18 protein-coding genes are annotated in these 18,792 nt (G+C 71.1%); 8 read left to right on the top strand and 10 right to left on the bottom strand.

What is annotated here, in order from left to right:
- Positions 1-12: 12 nt before the first annotated feature.
- Positions 13-2,364 carry a carboxypeptidase regulatory-like domain-containing protein gene (locus O7621_RS04385; protein WP_282232842.1) on the bottom strand — a complete coding sequence of 784 codons (2,352 nt, stop codon included), beginning with the start codon at positions 2,362-2,364 and terminating at the stop codon, positions 13-15.
- 196 nt (positions 2,365-2,560) lie between these two features.
- Between O7621_RS04385 and O7621_RS04380 the strand changes: the two genes are divergently transcribed.
- The 5 genes from O7621_RS04380 (at position 2,561) to amcA (ending at position 7,446) form a co-directional block, all read left to right on the top strand.
- Positions 2,561-2,875 carry a sterol carrier family protein gene (locus O7621_RS04380; RefSeq protein ID WP_282234452.1) on the top strand — a complete coding sequence of 105 codons (315 nt, stop codon included), beginning with the start codon at positions 2,561-2,563 and terminating at the stop codon, positions 2,873-2,875.
- Positions 2,876-3,065: 190 nt separating this feature from the next.
- On the top strand, positions 3,066-4,652 hold the full coding sequence (gene purF, locus O7621_RS04375) for an amidophosphoribosyltransferase (protein WP_282232841.1): 1,587 nt from the start codon (positions 3,066-3,068) through the stop codon (positions 4,650-4,652).
- A 104-nt stretch (positions 4,653-4,756) separates the two neighbouring features.
- Positions 4,757-5,926 (top strand): phosphoribosylformylglycinamidine cyclo-ligase, encoded by a 1,170-nt coding sequence (purM, locus tag O7621_RS04370; protein WP_282232840.1) that lies wholly within the window; start codon positions 4,757-4,759, stop codon positions 5,924-5,926.
- A gap of 190 nt (positions 5,927-6,116) precedes the next feature.
- The gene (gene amcB / locus O7621_RS04365) at positions 6,117-7,223 is read left to right on the top strand and encodes a cyclophane-forming radical SAM peptide maturase AmcB (RefSeq protein ID WP_282234451.1); all 1,107 of its coding nucleotides are present in this window, start codon (positions 6,117-6,119) and stop codon (positions 7,221-7,223) included.
- Positions 7,195-7,446 (top strand): multiple cyclophane-containing RiPP AmcA, encoded by a 252-nt coding sequence (gene amcA / locus O7621_RS04360; protein WP_282232839.1) that lies wholly within the window; start codon positions 7,195-7,197, stop codon positions 7,444-7,446. The genes amcB and amcA overlap by 29 nt, the downstream gene beginning before the upstream one ends.
- Positions 7,447-7,680: 234 nt before the next feature.
- Here the strand turns inward: amcA and O7621_RS04355 are convergent, their stop codons facing one another.
- A complete protein-coding gene (locus tag O7621_RS04355; protein WP_123606444.1) occupies positions 7,681-7,902 on the bottom strand; it encodes a DUF3073 domain-containing protein in 222 nt (73 codons plus the stop codon).
- 315 nt (positions 7,903-8,217) lie between these two features.
- Entirely contained in the window at positions 8,218-9,336 is a 1,119-nt protein-coding gene (locus O7621_RS04350; RefSeq protein ID WP_282232838.1) for a Glu/Leu/Phe/Val dehydrogenase dimerization domain-containing protein, read from the bottom strand.
- 173 nt (positions 9,337-9,509) lie between these two features.
- Here O7621_RS04350 and O7621_RS04345 point away from each other — a divergent pair, with 173 nt between their 5' ends.
- Together O7621_RS04345 and O7621_RS04340 are read left to right on the top strand one after the other, a co-directional pair.
- Positions 9,510-10,358 carry a hypothetical protein gene (locus O7621_RS04345; RefSeq protein ID WP_123606442.1) on the top strand — a complete coding sequence of 283 codons (849 nt, stop codon included), beginning with the start codon at positions 9,510-9,512 and terminating at the stop codon, positions 10,356-10,358.
- A 289-nt stretch (positions 10,359-10,647) separates the two neighbouring features.
- Positions 10,648-10,857: a BldC family transcriptional regulator gene (locus O7621_RS04340; protein ID WP_007073996.1), complete on the top strand. Its 210-nt coding sequence runs from the start codon at positions 10,648-10,650 to the stop codon at positions 10,855-10,857.
- Between the two features lie 161 nt (positions 10,858-11,018).
- On the opposite strand, the gene O7621_RS04335 is transcribed toward O7621_RS04340, so the two are convergent.
- From O7621_RS04335 to O7621_RS04325, 3 genes are all read right to left on the bottom strand, one after another.
- A complete protein-coding gene (locus tag O7621_RS04335) occupies positions 11,019-11,267 on the bottom strand; it encodes a hypothetical protein (RefSeq protein ID WP_278172509.1) in 249 nt (82 codons plus the stop codon).
- A gap of 90 nt (positions 11,268-11,357) precedes the next feature.
- On the bottom strand, positions 11,358-11,915 hold the full coding sequence (locus O7621_RS04330; RefSeq protein ID WP_282232837.1) for a hypothetical protein: 558 nt from the start codon (positions 11,913-11,915) through the stop codon (positions 11,358-11,360).
- A gap of 151 nt (positions 11,916-12,066) precedes the next feature.
- On the bottom strand, positions 12,067-13,413 hold the full coding sequence (locus O7621_RS04325) for an ABC transporter substrate-binding protein (RefSeq protein WP_282234450.1): 1,347 nt from the start codon (positions 13,411-13,413) through the stop codon (positions 12,067-12,069).
- Between the two features lie 131 nt (positions 13,414-13,544).
- On the opposite strand from O7621_RS04325, the gene O7621_RS04320 reads away from it, so the two are divergent.
- Positions 13,545-13,946, top strand: coding sequence for a hypothetical protein (locus O7621_RS04320; protein WP_278172505.1), 402 nt, complete (start codon positions 13,545-13,547; stop codon positions 13,944-13,946).
- A 22-nt stretch (positions 13,947-13,968) separates the two neighbouring features.
- On the opposite strand, the gene O7621_RS04315 is transcribed toward O7621_RS04320, so the two are convergent.
- The 4 genes from O7621_RS04315 to O7621_RS04300 all read right to left on the bottom strand — a co-directional run bounded on the left by O7621_RS04315 (position 13,969) and on the right by O7621_RS04300 (position 18,786).
- Positions 13,969-14,724, bottom strand: coding sequence for a LytTR family DNA-binding domain-containing protein (locus O7621_RS04315; RefSeq protein WP_282232836.1), 756 nt, complete (start codon positions 14,722-14,724; stop codon positions 13,969-13,971).
- Positions 14,721-15,974: a histidine kinase gene (locus O7621_RS04310; RefSeq protein WP_282232835.1), complete on the bottom strand. Its 1,254-nt coding sequence runs from the start codon at positions 15,972-15,974 to the stop codon at positions 14,721-14,723. The genes O7621_RS04315 and O7621_RS04310 overlap by 4 nt, the downstream gene beginning before the upstream one ends.
- Positions 15,975-16,091: 117 nt before the next feature.
- Positions 16,092-17,603: a sugar transferase gene (locus O7621_RS04305; protein WP_282232834.1), complete on the bottom strand. Its 1,512-nt coding sequence runs from the start codon at positions 17,601-17,603 to the stop codon at positions 16,092-16,094.
- 322 nt (positions 17,604-17,925) lie between these two features.
- Positions 17,926-18,786, bottom strand: a complete 861-nt coding sequence (locus O7621_RS04300; protein ID WP_282232833.1) for a DNA-formamidopyrimidine glycosylase family protein — start codon at positions 18,784-18,786, stop codon at positions 17,926-17,928.
- Positions 18,787-18,792 lie beyond the last annotated feature (6 nt).

The following is an 18,792-nucleotide window of genomic DNA, read 5'->3' as shown; positions in this document are numbered from 1 at the left end:
CTCGAGTGGCCGTCAGTCGTCGAGCCAGTCGAGGGAACGTCGCTCACCCCGGTTGCCTGCCTGCGGCGTGGCACCGTGCCGAGGTTGGTCGCCAGGGGGCTGCTCGGCGCCGTACGGCTGCTGGTCGTAGGGCTGCTGTCCGTACGGCATCTGCTGGTCGTAGCCGCCCCGTTGGTCCCGTTGGTCCGGGACGCGGCGGTCGTCGTAGCCGCCGCCGGCAGGCGGGTAGCCGCCACCTTGGTCGTAGCCGCCACCGGTTGAGGGGCCGTACCCGCCCGGTTCCCGGCCGGACTCGTAGCCCGCCGACCCGCCGGGGGCGTAGCCCGCCGACCCGTAGCCCTGGTCGGAGCCGTATCCACTGCCCCGGTCGTCACCGTAGCCACCGCTCGGGTAGCCCGCATCGGGGTAACCGCCGGCCTGGGGTGGGCTTTCTCCGTAGCTTCCGCCGTAACCGGCACTTGCGCCGTAACCGTCGCCGCCCGGCCCGTAGCCGGGGCTGCCGCCCCGGTAGCCGGGCTGCGGCGGTTCCGGACCACGCGGTGGCGGCGGCACCTCGCCACGCCCCTGATCCGGGCCAGGGTAACCAGCGGATTCGTACGGTGGGCCGGACTGCCCGTAGCTGCCCGGCTCGTAGCGCCCGGTCGGCTCGTCGTAACGGTCGGTGCTGTACCCGCCAGCGGGGGAGTCCGCTCCGTATCTGGCGCCGGAGTAGCCCGCGCCGCCGACGTCGCCGTAGCCTCGGCCGCCGCGGTAGCCGTCGGCCTCGTCGGCTGGCGGCCGACCGGCAGGCTCGCCGTACTGACCAGGTACCGGCGGGGTGCCGTAGGTGCCGGGTGCCCCGGACGACGGGGCGTTGCCGCCATATGGACCACCGGACGACGGGGCACCGCCGTACGGGCCGCCCGACGAGGGCGGGGTGCCGTAGGCGCCGGGCGCCCCGGACGACGGGGCGTTGCCGCCGTACTGACTGCCGCCGTAGGTGCCGCCCGGGCGGGCCCCACCGCCCGGCTGGTCGGCGCCGGGAACCGCGCCGTACACGCTGGTGGCACCGGCGGGGCCGGAGCCGTAGCCGGGTTGGGTCGGCGGTCCGCCCCAGCCCGGGCGCTGGTCCGCGCCGTACCGTTGCTCGGGCCCGGCCGGCGGGTTCGGGCCGGGGGGCGGCGGAGCACCGTACGGGTCGGGGAACTCGTCCTTGATGGGTGGCATTTGGTGCAGCATCGTTGGCGCGTCCGACAGCGACGGCCGGGTCACCATCGTGGCGTCAGAGACCGGCCCGGGCGGCATCGGCGGCATCGCCACCCGGGTCGCGTCGTCGGCACCGTGGTAGACGCCGCGACTGCCCGGCGCGGCGGTCCGCCCGCCAGCTGGGTCGTCGTCGGCCGGCTCCGGGTCGTCGTCGACGTCGCCGTCCTTGCGCCGCACCAACAGCAGCACGATGGCCCCGACACCGAGCGCGACCAGCAGGCCGCCCATGATGATCAGCAGCCAGGAGCCCATCCCCCCGCCGCTGCTCTCGTTCGCCAGGTTCTGGGTGTCGACCGGTGGGGCGTCGGTGGCCGCGCCGCTCGGCGTCGCCTCGGCGGTCGCCGACGGGGTCGCCTCCGGGGTGGCCGACGGGGTCGGCTCCACGTTCGACTTCAGGGTGATCCGGTCGACGGTGATCGACTGCCCCGCGGCGGCGGTGACAACCTTCACATCGCTGTCGTCGTACTCGTCGGCGGTCGCCGCGATCCGGATGTCGCCGGGGACGATGGGGCGGTCGTTGCTAGAGGTGAACCGGTAGTTGCCGTTGCCGTTGGTGGTGGTGTCGTAGCTGTTGCTCTGCGAGTCGCTCATCACGACCACGGCGCCTTCGATAGGTTCACCGGTGGAGACGTCGGTGACCTTGCCGGCGACCTCCTTGACCCGGGGCGCCTCCTGCGGGCCGCGGACCGAGACGTCGCGCTGGACCCGGCCGTTCTCTCCGTCGACCACGGCGACGATCTCCACCCGGCCGTTGCGGTTCTGGTTGGTCCCGACGTTGCCGGCGATCAGCTCGACCGTGTATTCCTTGCTCGCGCCCCGCTCGATCGTGTCGGTGAAGTCGCACTGACCTTCGCACCGCAGCTCGTTGATGTTCGCGGCGACCCGGATGTTGAAGGACGTCCCGCCCTCCACCTCTTCGCCCGCCGGGTTGTTGTTGACAATCTTGAACACGAGGGTGGCCCGGCCACCGGAGCTGAGGTTGGCGTTGGAGAGGCTGGTGATGGTGACTGTGGGTGCAGCGGCGGCCGCTGGCGCGGCGGGCAGGCCGACTAGTGTGACGGCAGCCAGCGCTGCGACAACACCGGCCCGCGAAAGCCAGGCTCGTAGGTGTGTTGTCACGTCCACCGCCTTCCGGTTTGATCCTTCCCCCGCACCAGGATTCGGGCAGGGGTCACCCGTGACGAGTACACCGTCGGCAACTATGCCTTGCCGGGACGGATGTGCGCGACCCAGGGGCGGGGGCAACTGGTACCGGAGCTAGTCGTATCGTCCCGATGTGTCCTCTCCGTACAGTAAGTCCACTGCGGTCGCCGCCGTGCGGGACGCCCTGGCGGCCGGTGCCGTCCCCGCCCGTGTGCAGCTACGCGATGCGGTCCGCCTGCTGTTGGCGGCGCTGGTCGAGCGGGCGCCGGGCCGATCGGTGGAGGTCCGTGTCCCACCTTACGGTGCAATTCAGTGTGTAGCCGGGCCGCGACACACCCGTGGCACCCCCGCGAACGTGGTGGAGATCGACCCGGCGAGCTGGGTGCTGCTGGCGACCGGCGATCTCGACTGGGCCTCGGCCGTGGCGAACGGTCTAATCTCCGCGAGTGGCCCGAGGTCCGATATTTCGCGATACCTGCCGCTGTGAGCCGGGTCGGCGATTCGCCCGCCCGGCTGCGGCGGTCACCCGCCCGGTGTGGGGCCAAATGGAGCACTCTGGGCCAACCGGAACCTCGCGTACACTGTTCGGCGACGGTAGTCCGGTGACACCCCGCGCTGAGGCGTGCAGGCCACCTGCAGGCCAGGCGTCAGTGCAGACCAGTACGAGGGAGCGGCAGGTGCCTCGAGGCGACGGCCGGTTGAGTCACGATCTTGATCCCCAACGACCCGGTCCGCAGGACGCCTGTGGCGTGTTCGGGGTGTGGGCACCGGGGGAAGAGGTTGCGAAGCTCAGCTACTTCGGTCTCTACGCCCTGCAACACCGGGGCCAGGAAGCCGCCGGGATCGCGGTGAGTGACGGCTCCGGCGTGGTGGTCTACAAGGATCTCGGTCTGGTGGCCCAGGTCTTCGACGAGCCGACCCTGGCCAGCCTGCGCGGCCACCTCGCCATCGGGCACGCCCGCTACTCCACCACCGGTGGCTCGACCTGGGAAAATGCCCAGCCGACGATCAAGGCGACCAGCGCCGGCACGACGATCGCCCTGGCGCACAACGGCAACCTGGTCAACACCGCGCAGCTCGCCCGCGAGGTGGTCGACCGAGGGCTGTCCGGTGACGGCTCGACCTCGGACACCGCCCTGGTCACCAGCCTGCTGGCCAGCCGCCCGGACCTGTCGGTCGAGGCCGCGGCGCTGGAGGTGCTGCCGACCCTGCGCGGCGCGTTCAGCTTCGTCTTCATGGACGAGACCACGCTGTACGCGGCCCGCGACCCGCACGGCGTCCGGCCCTTGGTGCTCGGCCGGCTGGAGCGAGGCTGGGTGGTCGCCAGCGAGACCGCCGCGCTGGACATCGTCGGCGCCACGGTGGTCCGCGAGGTGGAGCCGGGCGAGCTGATCGCCATCGACGAGCACGGGCTCCGGTCGGCCCGGTTCGCCCCGCCGGAGCCGAAGGGCTGCCTGTTCGAGTACGTGTACATCGCCCGCCCGGACACCACCATCGCCGGGCGCAACGTGCACGCCGCCCGGGTGCAGATCGGCCGCCGACTGGCCCGGGAGCACCCGGTCGAGGCGGACCTGGTGATCCCGGTGCCGGAGTCGGGCACGCCGGCCGCGATCGGCTACGCCGAGCAGTCCGGCATCACCTACGGCGCCGGCCTGATGAAGAACTCGTACGTCGGCCGGACGTTCATCCAGCCCTCTCAGACGCTGCGCCAGCTCGGCATCCGGTTGAAGCTCAACCCGCTGCGCGAGAACGTCCGCGGCAAGCGCCTGGTGGTGGTCGACGATTCGATCGTGCGGGGCAACACCCAGCGGGCGATTGTGCGGATGCTGCGCGAGGCGGGTGCTCTGGAGGTGCACGTACGCATCTCGTCACCGCCGGTGAGCTGGCCGTGCTTCTACGGCATCGACTTCGCCACCCGGGCTGAACTGCTGGCCAACGGGCTGGACACTGAGGGTATACGCCGGTCCATCGGTGCGGATACTCTCGGTTATGTCTCGCTTGCTGGTCTGATAGCGGCAACCGAGCAGCCGAAGACACGATTGTGTCGGGCATGTTTCGATGGGGAGTACCCGATCGAGTTGCCAGCTGGCAATCTGATCGGCAAGCACGTGCTCGAAGGTGTGGACCGCCGGGTCGCTGGCGGGGTCGGCCATCCGGGGGACATCACCGAGCAGGACTATCAGGCCGGTGGCGACCGGACCGGCCCGGGCGCTCAACGGTTCGCTGTCAGCACTGGCGGCCCCGAGGCCCTGCACCGCCCGTAGCACCGGCCGGACCGGCCTCGGTCGTCCGACCTGCAGCCCGAGTCGAGCGATCCTCGACAGCTACCCGACGCGGCCCCGCCGCGAGAAGCACAAAGGGGAGAACCGTGACGCACGTGACTGAGCGCGGCAGCGCGGACGTCGGCCCGACCGCCGACGACTCCGGCGCCCGGACGGTCAACCGCCAGCCGTGGACGGCCAGCGCCGGCCGGTCCGGCCGCAAACGCACGGTGACGTACGCGGACGCCGGCGTCTCCATCCACGCCGGTGAGCGCGCCGTCGAGCTGCTCAAGTCGAAGGTGCACAAAACCACCCGGCCCGAGGTGATGGGCGACATCGGTGGCTTCGCCGGGCTCTTCCGGCTCGACGTGCAGAAGTACCGGCACCCGATCCTGGCCTCGTCGACCGACGGGGTGGGCACCAAGCTGGTCATCGCCCAGCAGATGAACATCCACGACACGGTCGGCATCGACCTGGTCGCGATGGTGGTCGACGACCTGGTTGCCTGCGGGGCGGAGCCGCTGTTCCTGCTCGACTACATCGCCTGCGGCGAGGTCGTGCCGGACAAGGTCGCCGAGATCGGCGCCGGCATCTCCGACGGCTGCCGATACGCCGGCTGCGCGCTGCTCGGCGGCGAGACCGCCGAACACCCCGGGGTGCTGCGGCCGGACGAGTACGACGTCTCCGCGACCGGCGTCGGCGTGGTCGAGGAGAGCGAGATCCTCGGCCGGGACCGCGTCGAGGTGGGCGACGTGGTGATCGCGATGCGGTCCTCCGGTCTGCACTCCAACGGCTACTCGCTGGTCCGCCACGTGCTGCTCGGCGCCGGTCGGATGCGGCTGGACACGGTGGTCGAGGATTTCGGCCGGCAACGGACCTTGGGCGAGGAGCTGCTCACCCCGACCAAGATCTACGCTCGGGACTGCCTGAAACTGATCGAGGAGTGCGAGGTCCGGGCCCTGGCCCACGTGACCGGCGGTGGCATCCCCGGAAATCTGGTACGTATCCTTCCCGAGCACGTCGACGCGCTGGTCAACCGCGCCACCTGGAAGCCGCAGCCGATCTTCGACCTGGTGCAGGCGAAGGGGCGGATCGAGGACAACGAGATGGAGTCGACGTTCAACATGGGCGTCGGCATGTTCGCCATCGTCTCCGCCCAGGACGCCGACCGGGCGCTCGCCTGCCTGACCGGCAGCGGCATCGACGCCTGGCAGGCCGGCGACATCATCGAGGGCACCGGCACCGTACAGATGGTCGGCCACCACACCCGGGGCTGACAGCGGGCCGCTGCCGCGCTACCTTGGCGGGCCGTCGCCGCCGCGCTCCGGCGGGCCGTACCGCCGATTCACCTCGGCAGACCCCGACACCTAGCCTGAAACGACATCCGTCACAGGCAGGAGGATGGGGATGAGCAGGGCCGAAACCCGGCAGGACCCGGCCGGTGGGGGGCGGTCGGCCCCCACCGGCATGCGCGGCGTGGCGACCGTCCCGAGCTACGTCGTCATGCAACCCACTACGCTGTGCAACCTGGACTGCAGCTACTGCTATCTGCCGTTGCGGGCGGCCAACCGACGGATGCCGGTCCCCGTGGCCGCCGCCGTCGCCCGACCGGTGAACATCTGGGCCGCGCGGCAGGGACGCCGGTTCTCCGTGGTCTGGCACGGCGGTGAGCCGTTGGCCGCCGGGCGGGACCACCTCGCGGCGCTGATCAGCCCGTTCAGCGCCGACGTGGAGCACCACGTGCAGACCAACGCGACCTTGATCGACGACCCCTGGTGCGAGTTCTTCCGCGAACACCGGATCCGGGTCAGCGTCAGCGTCGACGGCCCGCGGGCGCGTAACGACAGCCGGCACACCCGGGGTGGTCGGCCCGCGTACGACCAGATCCGGAGCGGTGTCGAAGCGCTACGCCGGCACGGGATCGAGTTCTCGGCGCTCTGCGTGGTCAGCGACCCGAGCCCCGGCCTGGCCACCGAGTTGTACCGGTTCTTCCTCGACCTCGGCTGTGACGTGCTGGGTGTCAACATCGAGGAGACGGAGGGCGTGAACGTCCGGTCGAACCGCTGGCCGGACCGGGCCGTCGCCGGCTTCTGGTCGGAACTGGTTGGAGCCTGGCGGCAGGCACCGCAGATCCATCTACGCGAGGTGGAATGGTCGCTGCGGTACGCGGCAGCCGTACTGGACGGCGCGGCCGACGAGGTACTGCCCCGCCAGCTCGACCCGATCCCCACCATCGGGTACGACGGGTCGGTGGTGCTGCTCTCGCCGGAGCTGGCCGGCTTCTCCGATCCGCGGTACGGGGACTTCACCAGCGGAAACGTGTTGGCCAGCGGGCTGGCCGAGATCCTCGCCACGCCGGAACGGACACCCTGGGTCACCGAGTTCGTGGCGGGCGTCGAGGCGTGCCGGACCACCTGCCCGTACTTCGGGTTCTGCGGAGGTGGTCACGCTGCCAACCGTTACTTCGAACACGGGCGTTTTGATGGTACGGAGACCAACCACTGCCGTAACAGCAAGATCCATCTACTGGAGGGAGTGTTGGCCCATGCCAGAGACCAGCCGGCAACGGCCTGAACCGGTCCGTGCAGCCCCGGGAGCCACCGTCGCCGGGGCAGGCGACGATCAGGTGGCGGACCGGGTGTACGCCGTCCGGGACGGTCTGGAACTGCTGCTCGCCGAAGCGGAACAGGCCCGGCGGCGTCGCGCCGAGGCAGCCGGTGCCGACGGCGCGGTCTGCGCCTGGAACCACTTCGAGAACATCCCGACCTTTTACAACTGGAACAACCGCCCCCGTTGACCGCTCCGACCAGCCGCGTACCTGGCGCCCTGCCCTGCCCCCGTCCCCGGGCAGGGCGGCACCTATCAGTCGCCCGCCTGGCGCGACGGACATCCGGTGGTGCCTACCCCGAACGGGGTACGCACCACCGGATGGTGGCATTCCGACACACGTACGGCGACCAGCCGGGCCGGAGTCCTCGTCGACATGAATCAGCACGCGGACACTGACCGCGTGCTCTGATCAGTCGGACCCTCAGCGGGACGATGAGGGTGTCCAGTTACCCCGGTCGTCGTCGGCTGGGTCGTCCTCGTCATCGTCGTCGAGGTACGGATCGTACTCGTCGTCGAAATCACGGTCCGACTTGCCGCTGCCGGCGAGCTCTCGCTGCAAGGCGGCGAGGTCGGTGTTCGGGGAGTGGTATTTCAGCTCCCTGGCCACCTTTGTCTGCTTGGCCTTAGCACGGCCGCGCCCCATGGCTCGACCCCCTCGCACAGAATTCGGGGCAGCCCGAAGGCGGGCCCCGATGACGTCAGGCATCTCTCGTGGCTCTTACGGTACATGGGCGGACCCAGGTTCGGCACCTCGGGTTGCATCGGGTCGCTCCCGCGCGTCATCGGCGGCCGACATCGTCAGGGGCAGCGGCGGGGTCCGTCACGGGCAGCGGCGGGGTAAGGAGCCGGATCCCCGCCGCTCGTGACCCGTACGGGTGATTCTCCACACGTCCGGTGACGGCCACCCCCGGGGGACCGGCGGGTCAGCGCCCGGGACGGCTGCGCTCGGACTGGCGGCTCACCGGAGATGGATCGCGCGCAGCCGACCGACCTCGGCCATCCGGCGTTCGGCGAGCCGGTCGGCCGCCACCGCCGGGGGCACGCCTTCCCGGTCGGCGCTGCGCAGGATCTCCCGGGTGGTCTGGTAGATACCGGTCGCCCGGGCCTTGGCCCGGTCGAAGTCGAACCCGTACCGGCCGTCGGCCGACGGTGTGGCGGCCCCGGTCACCTCGTCGGCCACCTGGATCACCCCGCCGGCGTTGACCACGTAGTCCGGGGCGTAGAGGATGCCCCGTTCGGCGAGCAGCTTCTCGACACCGGGGTGGGCCAACTGGTTGTTGGCGGCCCCGGCGACGATCTCGGCCCGCAGCGCCGCAACGGTGTCGTCGTCGAGCGCCCCACCGAGCGCGCACGGCGCGTAGACGTCGATCTCCTGGCGGATCAGCACGTCGGTGTCGTCCACCAGGTCGACCTGCGGGTAGGTGCTCCGGGCCCAGTCCACCGCCCGTTCGCTGACGTCGGTGGCCACCACCGCGGCCCCGTCGTCGAGCAGGTGACCGGTCAGGTAGCGGCCCACCTTGCCGAGTCCGGCGATGCCGACCCGCCGGCCGGCGAGGCTGGTCGAGCCCCAGCGGTGCTCGGCGGCGGCGCGCATGCCCTGGAACACCCCCCAGGCGGTGAGCTCGGAGGAGTCACCGGCCCCGCCCTGCGCACGACTACGCCCGGTGGCGAACCGGGTCTCCCGGGCCACGACGTCCATGTCCGGCACGTAGGTGCCGACATCACAGGCGGTGTAGTAGCGCCCGCCGAGCGATTCGACGAACCGGCCGTACGCGCGCAGCAGCGGCTCGGTCTTGAGCTGCTCCGGGTCGCCCCAGATGACTGCTTTGCCGCCACCGAGGTCCAGTCCGGCCATCGCGTTCTTGTAGGCCATCCCCCGGGACAGCTCCAGCACGTCGTGCAGGGCGTCGGCCTCGGAGGCGTACGGGTAGAACCGGGTGCCGCCGAGCGCCGGCCCGAGCGCGGTCGAGTAGATGGCTATGATCGCTCGCAGCCCGGTCGGCTGGTCCTGGCAGAAGATGACCTGTTCGTGCCCGGTGGCGGTGCCGGGGCCGGCGGTGGTGGTGAAGACGCCCATGTCTGCTCCTGAGACGGTGTCGGCACCCTCGTGAGGTGCGTCCGGTGCGCCGGGCCGGTGGGCCCTGCTGGCTCCGAGCCTAGTATCGGCCGCAGCGCGACGGACCAGCCCGCTGCGGGGGTGTTTGCCCCCGGCAGGGGCGGTGTCGTGCGGTTTCGTGGGAGGATCGCGCCGTGCCGTCCCTCTTCGCTTCCTTCGCCTCATACCTGCGGGTGTACGAGCCGCTGGCCGCGTTCGACCGCGAGCGACAGGTCTACTGGCGCCGATACGTGCGGGAAGGCCGCGCGGTGGGCCCGCTGGAGGGGCCGGGCCGGCAGCGGACGGCGGTGATCGAGGCGCTCGGCGCGGGCTGGACCCGGCTGCCCGACCTGCCGGATGAGGCGTACGTGCTGGAGTCGGACGACACGCTGCTGGTCTGCCCGTGGAACCTGCGGGTGCGGGTAGCGGAGGCGGCGTTGAGCGCGCGCGACGGTGTCCCGTCGGTGTTGGCCGACGCGTTCGTCCCGCCGGTACTGGCCGGTCAGGCCAGGGCGGTGATCGACGACTGGCGCAGCGGTGCCCGGGTCTTGGAGCACGGGGTGCCGCGGGTGCACGAGCAGGCCGCTACCTGGGGGGTGCCGTTGCGGTGGTTCGTCTTCGTGGACCTGGCCGAGCGTGACCTGATCGTCACTGGCGCGCGCCGGGCGCTGCGCTATCGGACCGAGATCTCCAAGGCCCGTCGCCGGGCGTCGCGCGGACTGTCGGTGTTGCGCAAGTCGGTGGGGGATGCGCCGATCACCGAGGCGGTGGAGGAGAGCGCCCGGTGGCTCGAGGAGTTCCATCCCCGGTCGGTGGTGGAGCTTGACTACGGTGGGTTGGTGCGGCTGCTGCCGGACGAGACGCTGGAGGCCGACGATTCGCCGGGTCTGGTGAGCGCCGGGCTGGCGGCGCTCGGCCGAGGCGACGCCGAGGCGGCCGGCGAGGCGTACGAGAAGCTGGTTGCCCGGTGGCGTGCCGTTCAGCTACTGGAGCGCTGCAACTAGTAGTCGATCAAAAGGACGAATCGGGTTCAATCACCGGGTATTAGGCGCAGATTCTGCCGCGAATCCTGAATAAGATTCGTAATCACCCGTTCACGACCGGTGATCAAGAGTCCGATTATGGTATGTTCTGTCACAAAAAAGGGATAAAAATCGGTCATTGCTCATCCGTCCATCCAAGGACGTTCGGCCGTTCGGCCCATGTCGGACATCGGGGACTAGCCGGACCATGGGAGACGCGTCGGCCGGCGGGACCCCGGCCGATGTCTATAGCACTGTGGAGGAGTGACTGATGGCATCGCGTACGCACGAACCAGAGCCGTTGCTCACGCCGGCCGAGGTGGCGTCGATGTTCCGAGTCGACCCGAAAACCGTCACCCGGTGGGCGAAGGCCGGCAAGCTCAGCGCCATACGGACGTTGGGTGGCCACCGCCGATACCGGGAGTCGGAAGTACGTGCCCTGCTGCAGGGGCAGATTCCCCAGCAGCGGCAGGGTGATTGACTGGCCTCTCCAAGTGGCTGACATCGGCTACGCCAAGGGGCGGTGATCCCGGCTCGTCCGGGTCACCGCCCCTTGTTTCATGAACGTCGACGTGCTGCACTGCGTCGACGGCGGCCCGGCGGATCTCCGCCGGGCCGCCGTCGACACGATGCGTACCGTACTCAGCTCGCCGGCGGGTGCCCGCCGTCGCCGTCGACCACCTCGTCCGGGGTGCCGTCCTCGTCCAGATCGACCATGGTGATGTCCACCTTGCCGTCCCCGTCGGTGTCGAACTGGTACATGTCGGCCTTGCCGTCCCCGTCGGTGTCCACCACCCAGACGTCGGTCTGCCCGTCGTTGTTGGTGTCGGCCTTGAGCAGATCGACGCGATCGTCACCGCGCGTCTCCACCGACTCCTGTGCCTCGGTCATCCCAGGTCCCTTCATCGCTCAGTCACAACAGCTGCGGATGTCGACAGTAGGGTGCCATCCGGCCGGCCGCGACCCGGGCGCGACCCGGCCTCACCTCGTCGCGTACGGGTTGGCCGTCGGATGCAGGTAGGTCACCGTCTCGGGCACGCCGTCCTGGTCGGCGTCGCGCAGCGTCTGGTCCGCCCGACCGTCGTAGTCGGTGTCCTGGACCCAGGTGTCCGTCCGTCCGTCGTGATCGGTGTCGGCCGCCACCTGGTCGATCAGGCCGTCACCGTCGGTGTCGGTGGCGACGACGTCGATCCAGCCGTCGCCGTTGGTGTCCGCACTGACCTCGTCGACCAGCCCGTCGCCGTCGAAGTCGCGCAGCATCCTCTCCAGCCGACCGTCCCCGTCGCCGTCGACGTACGCGGCCTCCGCCAGACCGTCGCCGTCGCCGTCGTGCAGGACCACGTCGGCGAGGCCGTCCCCGTCCCGGTCGACCAGCACGTCGGTGGAGCCGTCAAGATTGTGCTGGACGATCGTGTAGGACCCGCCGTCGCCGTACGGCTCGTAGCCGGCATCGTCGTGGCCCGGGTCGCCGCTCGGGCCCAGTCCCTGTTCCGCTTCGACCGCCTCGTCACCGAGGGCCGGATCGACCCACTCACTCATCCTGCCGCCTCTTCCGCAGATCGTCCTGGCTGCTGACAAGGGAAACCGTACGCAGCGGTGACCTGCCTGTGATCCCGAGAAAGTGCCAGCTGGGCGGACCGCCCGGCGGGGGCCCGGCGACCCGCCGGCCCGGTCTGCTGCCGGCCGGGTCTTACTCGGCGATCGGCAGCCCGGCCGCAGCCAGCGACTTGATCACCTCGGCCGACTCGGCGAAGCCGATGATCAGGACTGCGTCCGCGCCGAACGCCTTGATCTCCTGGGCTTCGCTGTCGAAGTTCACCGGCGGCGCGTCCGCTCCGGCCGGCGGGTCGTAGCCGAGCAGCTTGAGCCGGTCCGGTCCGACCCCGGCCCGGTCCAGTTCCGCCCGGACGTTCTCCTGCAGGCCCTCTCCGTACGAGTCCCTGCGGGCCACCAGAGCGATCCGCTGCGACCCGTCCCGTAGGATCACGTCGGCGAGCGCCCGCCCCTGCAGCAGGTCCGACGGCGCGGTACGGAAGTACAGCCCCTGGTCGTCGACCTCGCTCAGCCCGGCGTCGGTGTTGCTGGGCGAGAACAGGATCAGCCCGGCGGCTGCCACGTCCGGCAGCACCTCGCGAGAGATGCCGGACGCACCGGCACCGATGATGACGTGTACCCCTTCGTCGACGTGCCCGGCGACTGTCCGGCGGGCCACATCCGGGTTGGTCCCGTCGTCGCCGTCGAACCACTCGACCGGCTCACCGAGCACCCCGCCGGACTCGTTGATCTCCCGGACCGCGAGCGCCGCGCCGGCCGCCAACGGCGGGTACGCCAACGCCAGGTCGCCGGTGCGCGGCAGCAGGCCGCCCAGCTTCAGCGGTGCCTCGGCGCGGGTGGCGAAGGTCTCCGGCTCGGCCGGTGGCGGCGCGGCCGTTGTGGTCGTCGACTCGTCACCGGCGCCGACGAACTCGGTCTTGCCGTCGTTGATCTGGCCGTCGCCGTCGAAGTGCAGGGTGGCGTAGCTGGCGGTGGACGGCTCCCCGACGTCGGTGAAGCCACCCCGTTTCAGGGAGACCCCCCGGTAGGCGATGTCCGTCCCGTCCCGGGCCAGCTCCAGGCACACCGCGACGACGTCGCACTGCTCACCGCCGGTGGTCACCCCGTTGATCTGGGCGGCGATGTCGGTCGGGTCGGTGCTGCCGGCCAACTGGGTGGCGAGCGCGCTGATCACTACCGCGTCGTACGCCTCGCCGGCGTACAGGAAGTCGTTGAGTTGCCGGTCGACCGTGCGCAGCCTGCTGATGAAGTCGTCCGACAGCGGGGTGAGCGGGCTGGTGCCCTTCATCCCGGACAGCAGCGTGGTCTGCCCCTCGAACTCTGCCCCGAACGAGTTGCTCATGTTGCCGTCGGTGCCGTACAGCCGCACCGGGTTGACCTGGGACTCCTCGGTGGCCGCCGGTTCGGCGCAGCCCGCCGCGCCGACCAGCATGATTGCGCAGAACGCCAGGGCGGCGGTGCGGGAGCCGCGTGACACGAGCATGGGGACGTCCTCCATCGGCCGAAGGTCCGCAGGGCACCTTAGCGCCTCCTCGGCTGGAACGCGACGTCAGCCGGCCCGCCGGTGACGGCGACCCCGCCGGCGCCTTGACCTCGCCGCCTACCCTTCGGCTCATGACCGACCGACGCGATGGGTCCGACGAGGCGTTCACCGACGCTGCGGAGATCCTGCGCTCCGCCCTGGCCGGTGACAGCGACGGCGTAGCGGATGTCTTCGACGCGGTGGTGGACCGCAGCGGGGTCACCGGGGCGTACGACGTCGCGTGGTGCCTGGCCGCGACGATGGTCGGCGACGACGTACCGGCTGGCGGCTGGGCCCTCGACTTTCCCGGCATCGACGAGGCGGGCTATGACGCGCGGTGGGTGGCCAGGTTCATCAGCGCGTACGCCAACTCGGACGACTCGACCGGGGAGGCGCTGTTCGGCGCCGCGCTGGCCGACGGGCAGCTGCCGGAGTGCCTGCTCACACTGGCCGGGTCGGCGGTCGCCACGCTGCGTCGCCGCCGGGCCGCCTAATGGGAGCCCGGTTGGCCGTCGGTCACCTGCTCCAGTCGTGTTTGGCCGCCCGGACCAGCTTGTCCTTCAGCTCCCGGGTGTGTCGGCGGGAGACCGGCAGCTCGGTGCCGTCGATCACCACCACGTACCCGGAGTTGGCCAGCCGCAGCTCGGTGATCAGCCGGAGCTGGACCAGGAACGACCGGTGGATGCGGACGAAGCCGGCGTCGGCCCAGCGTTCGCCGAGGGTGGCCAGCGGCACCCGGACCAGGTGCGAGCCGTCGGCCGTGTGCAGCCGGGCGTAGTCGCCCTGCGCCTCCACCCAGCGCACCGCCGACCGGGGCAGCATCCGGGTGGTCCCGGCCAGCTCCACCGGGATCGCCGGGTCCTCCTCGTTGCGGGCGATCGCCGCCGGATGGGTCGGTACCACCCGGGCGGTCAGCACCCGGCGGACCGACTCGGCCAGCCGCTCCGCGCGTACCGGCTTGCGGACGTAGTCGGTGACACCGAGGTCGAAGGCGTCGACCGCGGCGTCGTCGTACGCGGTGACGAAGACGATCGCCGGTGGCCGGGCGAACCGGCGCAGCACCCGGGCCAGCTCCATGCCGTCCAGCCCGGGCATCCGGATGTCGAGGAAGACGGCGTCGACGTCGGTGTCGCGCAGCACCCGCAGCGCATCGGTGGCGTCGGCGGCGGTGTGCAGCCGGGCCACCCGGGGGTCGGCCCGCAGCAGGTACGCCAGTTCGTCGAGGGCGGGGGGTTCGTCGTCCACCGCGAGTACCCGCAGGAACGGGGTCACGACAGCACCTCCCACCGGCCGGTCGCGCCCGCCCCCGGCCGTACGTCGGGGTGGAACTTCGGCACCCGCATGCTCACCTTCGTACCCGCTCCCACCGCCGTCTCCACCACCAGCCCGAACTCGTCGCCGAAGACCGAGCGCAGCCGTTCGTCGACGTTCGACAGGCCGACGTGCTGGCCGGCGTCGTCGGCCGGGTCGGCGCCGCGACGTACCGGGTCGGCGCCGGCGGTCAGCACCGCCGGGTCCATCCCCACCCCGTCGTCCTCGACGGTGATGTGGCACTCGGTCCCGGCGTCGCGCGCCTCGATGCTGACCGTGCCGAGCCCAGGCTTGCGGGACAGCCCGTGCCGTACCGCATTCTCCACCAGTGGCTGCAGGCAGAGGAAGGGCAGATGGACCGGCAGCACCTCCGGGGCGATCTGCAGCCGGACCTGGAGCCGTTCGCCGAACCGGGCCCGTTCGATGGTCAGGTAGCGGTCGATCGACCGCAGCTCCTCGGCCAGCGTGGTGAACTCGCCGTGCGCCCGGAACGAGTAGCGGGTGAACTCAGCGAACTCCAGGATCAGATCCCGTGCCCGTTCCGGGTCGGTGCGGACGAACGACGCGATCGCGGTCAGCGCGTTGTAGATGAAGTGCGGGCTGATCTGCGCCCGCAGTGCCCGAACCTCGGCCCTGGCCAGCCGTTCCCGCGACGAGTCCAGCTCGGCCAGCGCCAGTTGGCTGCCGGCCCACCGGGCGGTCTCCAGGGTCGCCTGCACCAGCCCCGGTGCCGGATCGTCGTCGACCACCGCGACCAGCGCGACGGTGGCGCCGCCGTCGGGCCCGGTGAGCGGGGCGACGACGGCCCCACGCACCAGACAGTCGGGTCGGTCACAGGGCAGGTCCCGGGCGGTCAGCACGAGGGACCGGCCGGCGTCGAACGCCCGCCGGGCGGCGGCGGTGAACTGGTCGGCGTGGTGCTGGCCGCGGCCGTCGAACGCGAGCACCGCCTCGCTGCCGGTCAGCGCCGCGCCCGGGGCGCCGACCAGTGCCCGCAGGTGCCGGACGGCCTTGGCCGCGTCGGCCGCGCCCAGCCCGTTGCGCAGCGGTTCGGCGGCCAGACCGGCGGTGTGCAGGACCTGGTACGTCGCCCGCTGCGTCGCGGTGGCGATCCCGCGCCGGGCGCGCAGCCGGACGACCGCGTACACCGCGGCGGCCAGCGCGGTCACCAGAGCCAGGACCGCCAGTGGTGCGGATAGGTTTGCCGCCACGGACAGATCTTGTCCGCTACCGGCGGTGCTGCCAAGCGGAAGGCGACGATCGGTCGGTCAGCGGTCGGCTGCCCGCTTTCGACGGACTTTCTGTCATCCGTCGGCATCCGGGATCGGTCAGTAGGCACCCTTGCGGGCCAGCACGACGCCGATGGTGCGCCACAGGATGCTCAGGTCGTAGGTCAGCGACCAGTTGTCGACGTAGTAGAGGTCCAGCCGGACCGCTTCGTCCCAGGACAGGTCGGACCGGCCGGAGACCTGCCACAGCCCGGTCATCCCGGGCCGGACCAGCAGCCGCCGCCGGACGTCGCCGAGGAAGTCACCGTCGTCGGCGGGCAGCGGCCGCGGCCCGACCAGCGACATCTCGCCCTTGAGCACGTTGATCAGCTGGGGCAGCTCGTCGATCGAGCTGGCCCGCAGGAAGCGGCCGATCGGGAAGACCCGCGGATCGTTGCGGATCTTGAACAGCATGCCGTCGGTCTCGTTCTGGTCGACCAGGGAGGCGAGCCGCTCCTCGGCGTCGACGTACATGGTCCGGAACTTCCAGACCCGAAACACCCGGCCCTCGTGGCCGACCCGGGGCTGCCGGAAGAAGACCGGGCCCCGGTCGGAGAACCGGATCGCGACCGCCACCGCCAGGAACAGCGGTGCCAGCATGATCAGACCCAGCCCGGCGGCCACCCGGTCCAGCAGGTTCTTGGCCAGCCAGCCCAGCCCGGACAGGGTGGGCTCCTCGACGTGCAGCAGCGGCAGACCTTCGATCGGCCGGATGTGCACCCGTGGACCGGCGATGTCGGTCAGCTGCGGTGCGACCACCAGGTCGATCCCGCTGCCCTCCAGCTGCCAGGCGAGCCGGCGCAGCTCGCCCGGCTCGGAGCTGGCCGAGCCGCAGACCGCGATGGTGTCCGCGCCGACCTCCCGGACCAGCGCGAGGACGTTGCGGCCGGCGTACACCGGCACCGGGGTCTCGAGGCCCCGGGCCGCCGCGTAGCCGTCGGTAAGGTGGATGGCGACCGGCATCAGCCCGGCGGCGGGACTGCGGGTCACCGCCGTGAAGACCTCCAGGGTCTCCGGCAGGGTGCCGACCAGCACCATCCGGTGCGTGGCCTGCCCGATCCGCCGACGCAGTACGTGCAGGGCGTACCGGGCGAGGAAGCGGAACATCAGGATGAACGCCAGCGCGCCGACCAGCGCGGTGGCCACCGAGAGCCGGGACAGGTCGGTCTTGGTGGCGAAGGCGAGGAACGAGACGCTGGCGGCGACCGTCACCCCACCGCGCAGCACCCGCTTGAACTCGTCGGTCCCGAGCCCGAGGTAGCGCCGGTCGTAGGCGCCGGTGCCCCAGAGCACCACCACCCAGCCGAGCGGCAGCAGCAGGTAGGTGACGGTGTGGAACCAGGTGGCGTCCACATCGGCGTCGGAGAACCCGGAGGTGGCCTTCTCGAACAGCGAGATCGACAGGTAGCTGGCCAGGACCGCCGCCGCGAAGTCCAGCGCGAGCAGGATCGCGGTGTACGGACGGTGCCAGCGCGACGCGCGACGGCGTGCCCGAGCCCAGGCGGACCGGGGTACGCCGTTGGTCGGTGTCGGCGTCGGCGGTTGGATCTCGAAGCTGTCGACGTGGCGCACCCTGTTGCTCCGGCTGGTGTTGGTTACCGGGCGCTGGAGGCTTGTCGTCACCTCACCCACGTCCTCCCGCGTGACACGTGCCGCCCACTCTCCGTGAAGGCTTGGCTCGCCCACCAGCTCAGTCTCTCACGGTGCCCGTACACGGACGGTAACCCGAAAGACTTTACGCCCCCCGGCCGAACGGTGGGGACCGGCGGTTCCGGTGGCGTTGAAGCATTGGGACCGGGCCACTATACCGATGGATCGGCTCCGCGGAAGTCTCCGTTGTGGTGCAGATCGCCGTGGCGCGGGACGTACGGGCTTCTGCGCCCCATTTGGTCACCTAACGCACAAGACGGGACAACCGTCGGTCAGCGAGTGGGCGGCCGCCGGTCTGGCAGGTGGGGCAGTACTGCAGGCTCGAATCTGCAAAAGAGACTTCTTTCACCTGATCGCCACAAACGGGGCAGGGTAGGCCGGTTCGACCGTGCACCCGCATCCCCGAGCGCTTCTCGCCCTTCAGCTCGGCCGCCCGCTGACCCACCGACCGGTCCACCGCGTCGGTCAGCACCCGCCGCGCCGCCTCGTACAACCCCGCCAGCTGATCGTCGGTGAGGCGGTTCGTCAACGCGAACGGCGACAACCGCGCGGTGTGCAGGATCTCGTCCGAGTACGCGTTGCCGATGCCGGCCAGCACCTCCTGCTCGGTCAGCACCCCCTTGACCTGCCCCCGCCGACCGCGCAGCCGCTCCGCGAAGGTGTCCGGGTCCACCGCGAGCGCGTCCGGACCCAGCCGGGCCACCCCGGGCACCTGCGCCGGATCGGTCACCAGGTACGCGGCCAGCTTCTTCTGCGTACCGGCCTCGGTCAGGTCGAATCCCGAGCCGTCGTCGAGGCGGACCCGTACGGCGATCGGCCCCTTGCCCGGCTTCAACGGCGCGGCCGAGGCAAACGACTCCCGGTAGTGCAGCCAGCCGGCCCGCGCCAGATGCACCACCAGGTGGAGGGCGCCGTCCAGTTCGATGTCGAGGAACTTGCCGTGCCGGCCGGCGTCGGTCACCGCCGCGCCGGCGACCGCCGACGGCGGCGGATCGTACGTCTTGAGCGCGTTGATCGCCGACACCTCGACACGCTCGACCCGGCGGCCGACCGCGCGCTGGCGCAGGTAGGCCGCGAGCGCCTGTACCTCCGGCAACTCGGGCACCCTCAG

Source organism: Solwaraspora sp. WMMD937, assembly GCF_029581175.1.
Classification (GTDB): Bacteria; Actinomycetota; Actinomycetes; order Mycobacteriales; family Micromonosporaceae; genus Micromonospora_E.
This window is presented reverse-complemented; position numbering and strand designations above follow the sequence as displayed.

Bases quoted from the DNA above. Each gene is read 5' to 3' on its own strand.
- O7621_RS04350 (WP_282232838.1), bottom strand. From the start codon at position 9,336: ATGGGCGTCTTCACCACCACCGCCGGCCCCGGCACCGCCACCGGGCAC.
- amcA (WP_282232839.1), top strand. From the start codon at position 7,195: ATGCCAGAGACCAGCCGGCAACGGCCTGAACCGGTCCGTGCAGCCCCG.
- O7621_RS04325 (WP_282234450.1), bottom strand. From the start codon at position 13,413: ATGCTCGTGTCACGCGGCTCCCGCACCGCCGCCCTGGCGTTCTGCGCA.
- O7621_RS04320 (WP_278172505.1), top strand. From the start codon at position 13,545: ATGACCGACCGACGCGATGGGTCCGACGAGGCGTTCACCGACGCTGCG.
- O7621_RS04330 (WP_282232837.1), bottom strand. From the start codon at position 11,915: ATGAGTGAGTGGGTCGATCCGGCCCTCGGTGACGAGGCGGTCGAAGCG.
- O7621_RS04340 (WP_007073996.1), top strand. From the start codon at position 10,648: ATGGCATCGCGTACGCACGAACCAGAGCCGTTGCTCACGCCGGCCGAG.
- O7621_RS04355 (WP_123606444.1), bottom strand. From the start codon at position 7,902: ATGGGGCGCGGCCGTGCTAAGGCCAAGCAGACAAAGGTGGCCAGGGAG.
- O7621_RS04335 (WP_278172509.1), bottom strand. From the start codon at position 11,267: ATGACCGAGGCACAGGAGTCGGTGGAGACGCGCGGTGACGATCGCGTC.
- amcB (WP_282234451.1), top strand. From the start codon at position 6,117: ATGCGCGGCGTGGCGACCGTCCCGAGCTACGTCGTCATGCAACCCACT.